At 40.5% G+C, this 12,273-nt stretch carries 9 protein-coding genes; 5 read left to right on the top strand and 4 right to left on the bottom strand.

From position 1 onward, the window contains the following. Window positions 1–31 precede the first annotated feature (31 nt). The 4 genes from T357_RS0107890 (at window position 32) to T357_RS0107875 (ending at window position 4,728) form a co-directional block, all read left to right on the top strand. Window positions 32–2,083: a zinc ribbon domain-containing protein gene (locus tag T357_RS0107890; protein WP_031550652.1), complete on the top strand. Its 2,052-nt coding sequence runs from the start codon at window positions 32–34 to the stop codon at window positions 2,081–2,083. A gap of 158 nt (window positions 2,084–2,241) precedes the next feature. Further along, window positions 2,242–2,427: a YjfB family protein gene (locus T357_RS0107885; protein WP_031550649.1), complete on the top strand. Its 186-nt coding sequence runs from the start codon at window positions 2,242–2,244 to the stop codon at window positions 2,425–2,427. 231 nt (window positions 2,428–2,658) lie between these two features. Beyond that, window positions 2,659–3,753 carry an FIST N-terminal domain-containing protein gene (locus tag T357_RS0107880; RefSeq protein ID WP_031550647.1) on the top strand — a complete coding sequence of 365 codons (1,095 nt, stop codon included), beginning with the start codon at window positions 2,659–2,661 and terminating at the stop codon, window positions 3,751–3,753. Window positions 3,754–3,768: 15 nt separating this feature from the next. After that, window positions 3,769–4,728 (top strand): methyl-accepting chemotaxis protein, encoded by a 960-nt coding sequence (locus T357_RS0107875; RefSeq protein WP_031550644.1) that lies wholly within the window; start codon window positions 3,769–3,771, stop codon window positions 4,726–4,728. Window positions 4,729–4,882: 154 nt separating this feature from the next. Here T357_RS0107875 and T357_RS0107870 read toward each other — a convergent pair whose 3' ends face one another. Genes T357_RS0107870 through T357_RS0107855 form a run of 4 tightly spaced genes read right to left on the bottom strand, consistent with a single transcriptional unit; the run spans window position 4,883 to window position 9,782 of the window. Next, on the bottom strand, window positions 4,883–6,022 hold the full coding sequence (locus T357_RS0107870; protein WP_031550641.1) for an ABC transporter permease: 1,140 nt from the start codon (window positions 6,020–6,022) through the stop codon (window positions 4,883–4,885). Then, window positions 6,019–7,230, bottom strand: coding sequence for an ABC transporter permease (locus tag T357_RS0107865; protein ID WP_031550638.1), 1,212 nt, complete (start codon window positions 7,228–7,230; stop codon window positions 6,019–6,021). The genes T357_RS0107870 and T357_RS0107865 overlap by 4 nt, the downstream gene beginning before the upstream one ends. A gap of 54 nt (window positions 7,231–7,284) precedes the next feature. Then, window positions 7,285–8,772 (bottom strand): hypothetical protein, encoded by a 1,488-nt coding sequence (locus T357_RS0107860; protein WP_031550635.1) that lies wholly within the window; start codon window positions 8,770–8,772, stop codon window positions 7,285–7,287. After that, window positions 8,769–9,782 (bottom strand): glycosyltransferase, encoded by a 1,014-nt coding sequence (locus T357_RS0107855; RefSeq protein WP_031550632.1) that lies wholly within the window; start codon window positions 9,780–9,782, stop codon window positions 8,769–8,771. Before T357_RS0107855 ends, T357_RS0107860 begins: the two co-directional genes overlap by 4 nt. Window positions 9,783–9,964: 182 nt before the next feature. Here T357_RS0107855 and T357_RS0107850 point away from each other — a divergent pair, with 182 nt between their 5' ends. Beyond that, window positions 9,965–12,241, top strand: a complete 2,277-nt coding sequence (locus T357_RS0107850; RefSeq protein WP_031550629.1) for an LTA synthase family protein — start codon at window positions 9,965–9,967, stop codon at window positions 12,239–12,241. The last annotated feature ends 32 nt before the right edge of the window (window positions 12,242–12,273 follow it).

The following is a 12,273-nucleotide window of genomic DNA, read 5'->3' as shown; positions in this document are numbered from 1 at the left end:
ACAGAATATAACTAAACGAAAGGAGTAATATATGAGTATAATTTGTCCTAAATGCGGTGCAGAGCTTCCTGATGATTCCGTATTTTGTGATACCTGCGGGGCAACATTAAATCAAGCCACAGACGGTTCCCCTGACGCAAATCCTCCCGCGTCCAACGAATCATCACCACAAGACACAGACGCTGCCGGTTCTTCAGAACAGCCCAGAGGAACTCAGGGATCTTTCCCTACATACGGAAAAACAGGAAATTACAATGCTTCCGCTAACGGATCTCCACAATCCGGAAACACCTTTGGAAACAGCACTCCTCAACAGAATATAAATAACAATCCAAATCAGGGAACCTATGGAGGTTCCCGACAAGGCAGTTTCAACGGTCCCGGCCCCGGAGCCCCGTATAGTTCCGGTAATGGCGTTCCCAATGGGAACTTCAACGGGAACTTCAATGGGAATTTTAATGGAAACAATAATCCTCCCAATAATTTCGGAGCCCCCGGCGGCGGAAAGAATCCGGGAGGTATTCCAAAAGTTGCCTTTATCGGTGCGGGTGTCCTGGGTCTTGTTGTCATAGGAGTTGTGGCAGCTCTGTTACTGAAAAACAAGCCCAAAGATGTTGTTAATGAAAGTACCGACAGTGTCCAGTCAACGACTGTGGCTGAGTCAGACGTTGAATCCACAACTGCTGCTAAGGAAGAAACAACGGAAGCTACATCCGAATCGTCTGTGAAACGCTCAGGAGATGATAAAGACATTGTAATAATACCATCGGGAGCCAAAGTAAAAACCGATGCTGAATTCTCCGAGCTTATAGGCGAGTATGAAGGTGAGATCCAGCTCACAGCCCTGGACGGATTCGAGGATGTCGAAGGCATTCCTGAAGATTTTGAGGAGAACCGGAAAGAAGCCCTCAGTAATCCTCTGCCATGCACCCTTATCATAAATGAAGATGGTGATTGGGGACTTGAGTATGATTTCATGGGCGGCATGGGAATGGATAGTACAGATTTCAGCGACCCCGACGAATTCACTAAGCAGCAGAGATCCGGTATCCTTGTAGATGAGATCAATGACGGCTACTATCATGCAGGCATAGACGCAGAAGGAGCCTTTGAAGGCGATGAGGATGCAAAAGTCGAGATTGATCACGTTGGTGCTTACTGCACAAAAGATGACGACAGTCTTATTGCAGGATACTACTATATGCATGCCACTACGAACGGTGCCGAAATCACCGTCTGTGGTGACTTCAATGTAAAGAAGCTTACAGAGGATATTGAAGAAGAGGAGACTACTGAATCTGAAGAGCAGGAAGAAGAGGAAGAAACAATCCCTACAATCAGCGGCGGTCAGTGGACAAAGATGAAGAGCGGCGCATGGATCTATGAAAAGGATGGCCGCCTTGTCAAAAACTGCTGGGTAGAAAGCAAAGGTAAGTATTATTACATAGATAAGGATGGTTACATGATGACCGACGGTTATACTCCGGATGGTTACTATGTAAAGAAAGACGGAAGCTGGGATTCCTCCATTGCCCAAAGAAAGTCCGGAAGCTCAGGATCTGTTTCTGACGATACAGGCTATGATCCTACAACCTATGCAGTGACCGGCGGAAAATTTGAAACCCTTGAGGATGGCGCTGTACTGTATGAGGATTCCAAAGGAAAATATGTAAGTAATACCTGGGTAGAATCAAAGGGCAAATACTATTTTATAGGTCCTGACGGTACGCGTATAAGCAACAACTACTCGTCCGATGGTTACTGGACTGATGCAAACGGAAAATGGTGTGAGGATGTACCTCAGAGAACCGATGATCCCGAACCTTTGAACACAACATATTCGGGTGTAGCTTCAAACTGGAAAATAAAGCTCCTTAAAAATGGAACCTACGGAACGGCAACTTACAGCTATAATGGATCCAGCGTTAAAGACGTCTATACTTTAACTCCTCTTGGTCATGGAGTTTATCTCGCTGAATTGGACAGTGATCCTGAAATATGTGCCCTTATGACAGTTTCCGGCGAGCAAAAATACCTGATCGTTTCCCAGGCCGGCATAACAGAAGAGTGCAAGGCTAAGTAATATCTGCACAAAAATAATATGTTCCAAAGGTTTAGCTGTCAGCCTGTAATACTTAAGCACCAAGTGTTAAATTATTATAAAATTTCGATTTGTATCAGGCCTTCTCAGTCATTTTAATGTTATAATCAGTTAGAGTGTACGAAAAGGAGGTGGTTCCCGTGGATATTTCAGGAATCTCAAGTGCTTCTATGAGCCTCTTAACGAGGAATGTAGGTTCCGATATCGGAACTGCTCTTTTAAAAAAGGCTTTGGATAATGAAGAAGAAACAAGCAACAATATGATGAAGCTTCTTGAGCAGGCGGCTAACCCTGAGCTGGGAGCACATGTTAATACAGTAGCTTGAGATACAGGTTTTGATGTTTCTTAAATGATATAGGACAGGTTTTCACATTGATGTGACAGCCTGTCCTTCATTATTTCTATAAATATTTCGAAAAAATCCGCTTTTTTCAATTCTTTTTTCTTAAAAAGGTATTATTTTTCAAGAAAGTGTCGATAAAAGTATGGACAGCAGTTTGAATTCAATATTTTTCATTGAAATATATAGACATTACCTAATAAACAGGAGGTACTTATGCAAAGTAAAGTAGGCTACAGTATGAATCGCGATGTCAGAGCAGCTGTAGAAGAAGCTACCGGAGGGATAACAGATCCTATCGGTCTCATCATCATGACAGATCACGACAGACTTCAGGATATTTCAGCATTGCTAAAGAAGAAATACCCCAATGCTCAGTCCATCGGAGTTAGCGGCACCAACTATTACAATGCCCAGTCCTCAGATCATAACCTCATTGTGACCGCATTTACCGGCGAAGCTGTTGTCCATGCCGGAGTTGTGAGAAATCTCTCTACCTGTCCTGCAGTGGATGTAGTAAACATTAAGGAAAGCATGAGCATCGTCAACGGTAACCGTGACAATACCATTCTCATCGAGTATTGCACCAATGACGAGGAGCGTCTCACCACCACCATCAATATGGCCCTTGGAGACAGCGGTATTCATGTAGTTGGCGGAACAGAGCTTGGCTATGCTGCAACCGCAACTGCTGCCGTTACTGTGAACGGACAGCTTTATCCCGATGCCTGCGCATATATGCTGATAAAGAACACTAACGGCAGGGTAAAGGTTTATTCCGAGAATATCTATGGTCCTATGGAGGGACATCCGACTCATATAGTTACAAAAGTAGATCTTGCAAAGAAGGCTGTTTATGAGATAGACCACAAACCTATAGCAGAGGTTTACAGTCAGGAAATGGGTGTTCCCGTTGATAAGGTTATCGACAACACTCTTGAGCATCCTTTTGGCCGATTAGTAGAAGATAAGGTATTTATAGCTTCCCAGAAGGATCCTCTTCCAAAGGGCGGACTCACCTTTTATAAGAGACTTAATGTCAATGACTCCGTCAGCATCCTGAAGCTCAACGATTTTGACGCCATCAATAAGGCAACCCGCGAAAAGATCCTTGGTGATATTCCTAATCCTAAACTGTTGATATCTGTTAACTGTATTTACAGATATCTGCTGTTTACCGGAAACGGATATTACAACACACTGCTTTCGAATATGGCAACACTGGGACCATCCGTCGGAAACATTGGCGGCGGCGAGCAGTTCGACAATCAGCATGTTAACCAGACCATGGTTGTTGCTGTATTTGAATGATAAGGAGGGTGTACGATGTTTTCATTTGGAAAAAACCAGGATTATAATATGAACACACCCGCAAATGCTTCTGACGATTCTCTGAAGCATGAGCTTGAAGGCTTAAGAGCCATAGGTGAGTATGCTTTAAAGCAAAAGAACCTTTTGCAGCACGAAGAGATCAGGACCTCAGACGAGCTTAAGGGCATCCAGTACTCCTTTGATGCAGTTCGTCAGAAGTCTGATGACATCACAAATTCTGTAACAGATTTCCAGGCTCAGTTCTCAAGAGTACAGGAAATAGTTGACCGTTTTGAATCCATCATATCGAAAATGGAATCTACTGTTGAGGAATCTCACAACAGTATGGATATGGTCAGAGAGAAGTCCAATGATGTTTACGAAACCATTTCCGCTGTTGAACAGGTTTTTGAGGAGTTCCAGAAGAGCTTTGCTGACATTTCCAAGAATGTAAGTGCCATCAACAGGATAGCCAGCCAGACAAACCTTCTTGCCATCAATGCTTCCATCGAGGCAGCCCGTGCAGGTCAGGCAGGAAAAGGCTTTGCGGTTGTTGCTACAGAGGTTAATAAGCTGTCAAAGAACATCCAGGAGATAGTAGGCTCCATCGACAACAGCATGCATAATCTTAACTCAAACAACCTGAAGCTTAAGGATGCAATCATAAATACAAGAACCGCAATTACGGATTCACAGAATCAGGTTAATGAAACTGATGCCGTTGTTGAAAGCATTAACGCAGTTTCCGAGGATATCGCAAACGGCAACAAGGAAATGCTCCAGGTATTTGATGACTGCAACAATAACATGAATATGGTTTCCTCAACTGTCGCAGATTCCGCAGTTTACTATGACAAGGTTGAAAGCGATATCCAGCATATGATGACCAACATCACAAAGAAAGGTTTTGTATTTGAGGATTTGAATAATGCTCTCGAGCAGATCGATCCGATGATCCGAAAGATCAGACGCTGATAAAGCGGACATTCCCTAATGTCCTTTCCTTTATACCCCTTCTTTTGTAAGCCCGTCTCCCCAAGGCGGGCTTCTTTTTTTCGCAATAAAGCCGCCACAGGACATGTGACGGCTAACTCAGAATCGAGCAGGGTGTATTCCATCTACTCGATTATTACGATGTTTTTTTAAGTTTGCTGATCAATCCGGAAATAAGTATTCCTGTCAGCAGCCAGACTACGCTTGTAATAACCGCTCCGGGTAAAAATGATTTACCATGAGATGCCATATAAAACCAGCGTCCCGGGAATATAATCGAAAGATTTTCCCAGAAACCTGCCCAATCCGGAAGTCTGAAGAGCAGTCCGGACATAAGAGATGCGGTTAATGTGATAACCGGAGCTGACAGAACCAGAACTGAGAAATTACCGGAAAGAGAGCATACAACCAAAGCGATTCCGCTTGCTCCGATTGAGTAAACAATATAAGCAAGTAAAATCAAAAGAAAAGAACGGGCATCGGTTGTCTCTTTGTATAAAACAGGAATTAATCCGATCGAAGCAAGAATCATGCCGGGTAATGCCTGAGCAATGAACATCAGGGCTATATTGGCGCCCCGCCCGACGGCTCTTCGAATCAACTGTCCGCTTCCGTAATTACACATCCACGTTCCGCTGATAATTATATAAAACAGGGATAATGCTGCGTACCATCGGATACCTGTGCACATATTGTCTTCTTCATCAGTTTCCTCAGCAGTGTCTACCAGATATGCTTCTACATCCAGAAGAGATCCTTTATCCCATATTTCGGAAGTATTTTGGCGAAACCGGGCAAGCTCCTCTTCATCAGCCTTGGCAATTTCAACCAGACGTGATTCAATAAGGGCTTCAATCCATATTTTTATGGCATCATTAATAACTGTTTCGGTAAAGGATTCCAGTTCCATACTGTCAGACATGACAGTAACGGAAATCAGAGAATTATAGTCACCTTTCCGGATTTTATCCGAAAAATCCTCCTTTATTACAACTATTCCATGAGCTCTGTTTTTGGCTATGGCATCATTTGCGTCATCCAATGTTGAAAGATAAAAATCATACGATTCTTCACTTAACAATACATTGATAAATTCTTCACCCCAAACGCCTTCATCGTTGTTTACAATGGCAATCGGAACAGAAGTATTGTTTTCGACTGTATTTAGCGTGGAGATATAAAATGAAACAATCGCGATAATGATCAAAACAGAAAGAGATGTATAGTCTGTAATAAGTGCTCTTGTACGGCCTTTAAACAGAGATGCGTAATTCATTCTTTGCACCCCCTTATCATATAAACGGTAAACCCTGAAATCACAAAAACGATACACATGAATACCAGCATCATGATATCCATCGTGAACCTTTCTTCAACCATTTTATAAAGGGCATTGGAAAAAATGCTTATGCTGCTTCGAAGAGGAGATATTTCCATAAGAAAAGCAATCGTTTTGGGATAATCGGTATTGCGGGACATAAAGAAAACACCCGCCATGGAAACAAAACCAAAATAAAGCCCTGCCCAAAGAGCAGAATGTCCGTTTTTGAAAACAGATCCGAAAAAGATTGCCAGGGCACTGAAGGTTAATGCGGTTAAGAGCATAGCAGGAAAAACAGTTAATGCAAGCTGAATCGGTACATTACGTATAATTCGTGCTACCGGGTACATTATAAGGAAAGTACCCATGATAAGGATAGTACCTGAAATCAAACGTGCAAAATAAAATCCGGCAAGACTGCCTGCAGATATTTTTCTCTTTTTAAATGTTCCGGATACATCGATACCGGTTAAGTATATAATTGGAAAAGATGCAAAATAAGCACAGACAGCAAACAGGGAACCGACAATGAATCTTAAATAATAATCATTTCCGGGAGAAAAGACTCCCTTCTTTCCTATGATACGGCCACGATTAAGGTGGACATTCAGGAGATCATAGCTTCCTTCTTCCCACAAGGTTAATATCTCGTCATCGGTTATTCCTTTGTTTCTTCCGATATCGGCAGCAATATATACTATTCGTATTCCCTGCCCGAACACAGACATTGTACTTTTAAAGGATGAATAAAATATTAAAGCATCAAAGGAATGCTCTTTTGAATAATAATATTCCAATTCTGCCTTTTCTCCCGACATGGAAGTATAATAAGTATTTTCCGGAATATGAAGGAAAACGGCAACTTTCCCTTCTTTAACAAGATTCATTCCTGTTTCCATGTCTTTGACAGGGTAAACCACAGCCCTGCCGTCACTTACTTCGGGAGCAATGATCAGATTTAATAATTCACTTGTTTTCTCTGCAGAATCTTCATTATAGATTGCACATGCAATTTTATTGCCGTTATCTGCACTTATAACCGGTATAAGAAAGGTTGCAAACAGCAATAAAACAGGGACCGGTGATAACATTGCGAGTATCACAGTTTTCCCATGACCAAATAGTCTTTTTATATCATATAAGATGAGCATAAAAGGCTTCATTCGATAACATGCCCCCTGTCAAGTTTAATCATTCTGTCCATAAGAAACAGCAACCTACAACAAATCTAAAATCCCTGCTTTTTTAATCATAAGTATGAACACCTGCGCCAGACTGTATACTGAATTGTCCATATTCACTTTTAAAGTATCACCCGTATCCAGTGCTGCTTTTAAATCCTCAAGGTTTGTTCCGCAATCAATACCTGACTCAGGCAGGAAAACTGGGGGAGTGATCTTGTTTGTCTCAAGAGGTCCCCTGGTCATGGAAGAAGTAATGTCGACCGATACCTTATCACTTTTTAATGTTGTTGTTTTCGTTCCGTTACCAAGTACGGAAGTTTCTTTAATCGTACCTGTCATAAAGTTTCCGGTAATAGAAGTAATATCATCAGACGAAGGTTTATTTGATGATATCTCAAAAGTTCCGTTTAAATCTTTTGAAGAACCTGACTGATTTACTTCCTGAAGAATTGTAACGAAGAAGCCATCGAAATCACACTTGTTGGTCATGCTGTATTCTCCGCTGCCTGTGCAGATGACGCTTTCTTCATAGTAGGAATCATCACCGGTTGAATCACAGTCAATTATCATTTGTTTTTCGGATCCCTTTTTATAATAGTTGATTTCATACTTACAGGTTTCCTGATCAAGAGTAACATCTGCAATAATGGCAACAGGCGTTCCTTTATAACTGTATGTTGTCATAGTGATTTCCATGTCACCGTCATTCTGGGTGTATGAATCGATAAGCCTGTTAAATTTGCTAGTATCATTTTCATCGAGGTCAATTATTTCTTTGTATATGAGATCGCTGAGACCACTAATCAGGTTAACAGCGTTATCATCGGATACGGTTACTGAAACAGTATTGCATTCCTTTTCTTCACCTAAAATAATGTAGCCTGCTTTTGATTTTATAAAGTCTTTTTCCGTTAAACCTGAGAGAGCGGTTTCAATAAAGTTATTCCATTCCTGATCCCAGTCAGTTTCTTCACGTTTATCTGATTCCATTATCATCTTGGCATAACGTTCTATTGCTCCAACGTTTTTAAGACTTTCCTGAGCTGATGAATCCATTTGATATCTTATCATCGGGGAACCGGGATCCATAGGGACAAAGATAAACTGATCTCCGGAAAAATACATACTTCCCGTACCAAGCGGGTTTCCACTGACAGAGGCTGTAATATCGTATGCAGCATCACCATTATCTGCATTATAGCTGTATGTCTGTTCCAACACCAGGTCATAGGCAGGCATGGTATCGGACGAAAAACGCGTAGTCCTTGTGCAGGTATGAGATTTGTCGGTATCATCGATTCCAAAATGGACCAAAGCATCCATAGGGATTGAACCGATATTTGAAATTTCTTTATTTATATTTTTGGAAACTCCAACAACATTTTCAGCAAAAGCCTTCCTGGGATTTTTGAAAATACCGCTGTTAATGATAAATACAACACCGCCGGTAAGAAGTGCTGCCAGTAAAATAATAAAGATGATTAACTTGACGGTAATGCCGCCATTTTTATTCTTTTTCATATGGCTTTTATTATATCATAAATTGCCGAAAGTCTTTGTCCTGTCCTGGAGAAATCTCTTTCCAGAGCTGTTTTTCCGGCATCCTTTACAATGGATTTATCAGTACTGTTCAGGACCTGTTTAAGTATCCCCGGCAGCTCGTCATTCTGCTTGAATTTAAATACATTTTTTCCGTTAACAAGCCATCCGTTATATACGGGGATGTCACGGACGATAACCGGTATTTCACATGCCATAGCCTCTAAAACAACTATTCCTTCTGTCTCCTCATGACTCATAAAAAGAAATAAATCACAGAAATTATATGCTTTTTTCAATTCTGCGCTGTCAACGAAACCTGCGAAGATAAGGTTTTCTGGAGACTGTCGGATTTCTTTTCTAACCCGAGCAGGAACAAGAACGGAAGGTGTATAACCAAACCAGATAAAAGAATAGTCAGGGTTATTCCTGGCAAGTTCAATGAATTCCGTAATACCCTTTCTCTCCATATAATGTCCTACACTCATTATCACTTTTTTATCATCCGGCAGATTATACTTTTTCAGAAACTCCTTTTTCTGAATCAGATTAAGTTCCTTCTCTTTCCTCCAGTAATATGTATCTATACCGTTTGACAAAGCATAAACAGGCTTTTTGATATTGTATCCTTCCAACAGTGACTTCGAATATTCAGTAGGGGTGATAACAGCATCACCGAGTCCATAGCAAAAAACTATCCATTGCTTAAAAACCGGTGCCAAAAAATTGGAACCTACAAAAGAGTTTTTAAAATCCTCCATTGTTGAATGACCGTAATATAATACTTTTTTGCCCAATGCTTTAGCCCTTACAGCCATGAAAACACTATCAGGAAAAACCGTATTGATATGAACAATATCGGATTGTTTTAAGCCGGATTTGTTTACAGATATACCTTGTTTTTCCAGCATGGAGATCTGGTGATATACCGCTTTCCCCACGCCGCTCTTTTTTGTGAGATTAATCCCACCCATATATACAAAAGTTTTCATATTGTTATCATGCATCATAGTAAATATAATACTATTCTTTTCCTCTATCAAACACCCCCATCTGCAAATTCCGGTAACAGATCCCCCCGGTCCACCGGGTGAACTGTTACAAAATCCAAAAAGGATTGAGAATAATAATTCTTAATGATAATATTACTTCACCACTAAAAGGATTACTGATTATGGTCGACAGTAAAAAAACTGACAATGATAAATCATATAAAAAATCGAAGGATTTTTCACGGAAAATAAAGCAGGGAATCTGCGATCTCCTGCCTTATTTTTGTGTTTTTTCCATATCTATTATTGTTTGGGAACTGATTCTTCGTTTTCAAATGGGGCAGGGATTCTCAAAAGAAAACCTTTTCTTTCTTTTTTTTGTTCCTGCCGAAGCTCTTGCTCTTACTGTTATCAACGGACTGTTTCCTCAAAAAATCAATCGGATTCTTTTTCCCCTAAGTCTTTTGATCATATCCTTTTATTACGATATTCAACTGGTGTATTTTCGAATCTTTGGTTCATTTTTTTCTGTATCCATGATGGAAATGGGAGAGGAATCCATAGTCAATTTCGGTTGGGCAATTGGAGAAGTTCTGCAGAAATCCCTTGGATACATGGCACTTATACTTATTCCTGTAGTAGTTGTAACCGTACTGTGTCTGACTAAACGAATAAAAGGCAATCCATACCCTCCGGTTCTTCATCTGATCATGATTCCCCCGGTAATCATATTATGGATCCTGGGAGCTCAGTGCCTCAGAATAGACGGTACAGCAAAACAAAGTGCATATAATATATTCGTTTCCAATACAAGCGACACAGACACTACTTCCTCCAAAGTAGGAAGCATAACAACCTTTACCGTTGAATTGGGCTCTTATTTTTGCGGCTTCGGGAGAAGTGACTCATTTAAAACCGATAATTCTCTCTATGAGGGTCTGATGCTCAATGATGAAATATTATTCGACAACAATGCCGCAGCTAAAATCAATAAGAGTTTTGATTTTGATGAACTGGCAAAAAACAGCGGCGACGATTCTATTCATGAACTGTATGATTATGTGGGAAACAGAATGCCTTCTTATACCAATGAATATACCGGCATAATGAAAGGTTATAATGTTATTTTTATCTGCGCTGAAGGTCTCTGGACATACGGAATCAATGAAAAAGTAACTCCAACTATTTATGAGATGGCAAACAGCGGAATAATACTGACAAATTATTACAATAGTTTTCGCAATACAACCGTGAATGGAGAGTTCGCTCTTTCAACATCTTTATGGCCCGATGTATCACGTAAGGCCTTAAAGGGCGTCGATGTCGGAAGTATGCCTCAATCATCCATGTGCTATATGCCCATGGGCCTTGGAAATATCTTTAAAAACGAAGGTGTGCCTTCCTATGCTTTCCATAACTATTACGGAAATTATTACCGCAGAAAACAGTCCTGGACCAACCTTGGTTATGAGAATCTGTTTTTTATGGATGACGGAATGACTTTTTCCTCCAGGTGGCCCGCTTCCGATTATGAACTGATGAAACAATCAGTTGATAAGTACATTTCGGAAGATCGTTTTTTCACATATTATATGACCTTCAGCGGTCATGGTCCGTACAATTCAAGCAATTGCATTTACAATAAAAATATAGAAGAAGTAAAATCCCGGCTCGGTGACGAAGCAGGCAATTACTGTGATGAAGCATTAGGATATCTTGCAGGCAATCTTGAACTGGAAAAAGGAATTGAATATCTGGTAACCAGGCTTGAAGAAAAAGGGATCCTGGATAACACCTTAATAATGATAACCGGTGACCATTATCCATATTATCTCGGAGAGGAAGGAAGAAACCAGCTTGTGGGAAGGGCTATTTCCGATATGGATCTGTATCATTCAACATGTATATTATATACAACGGGATTGCCGGAAAAAGTAACATGCGAAACGTATTGCTGTAATATAGATATCGTTCCGACTGTTTTGAATCTTTTGGGAATCGATTATGACTCAAGACTGTTTATGGGCACAGATGTTTTTTCTCAAGGTATCCACAAAGCTGTTCTTTATAACAAAAGTTTTATTACCGACAAGGTCATTTACAATTCAAAAACCGGAACAGTAGAATGGAAAATCGACACCGGACAATATAATAAAAAAGACCTTGAGTTATATCTGGACTCAATGAGCGATTTGATAGAATCGGAATACTCCGCAAGTATAAAGATAATAGATAATAATTTCTATCACCATTTATGGAAAGATTCAGATTTGATCACAGCCGAAGAGGCTTCAAGCGAGATCAAAAGGGAAGACAACGTAAGAGAAGAATTGAAAGGGCTAAGGAAGGATAAAAACCAAAGCAGGGAAGACACAATCAAAGGCGGATTGGAAGAAGCAAAAAAACAGATTGAATTGTTAAAACAAAAAGGGCAGGAGGATATTGACTCTGATCAATAATGATCTTATAACCTCCCGCATCTTGTAAGCCC

Origin of the sequence: Oribacterium sp. FC2011 (assembly GCF_000701645.1) — a bacterium.
In the GTDB taxonomy this organism is placed as follows: Bacteria; Bacillota; Clostridia; order Lachnospirales; family Lachnospiraceae; genus Oribacterium.
This window is presented reverse-complemented; position numbering and strand designations above follow the sequence as displayed.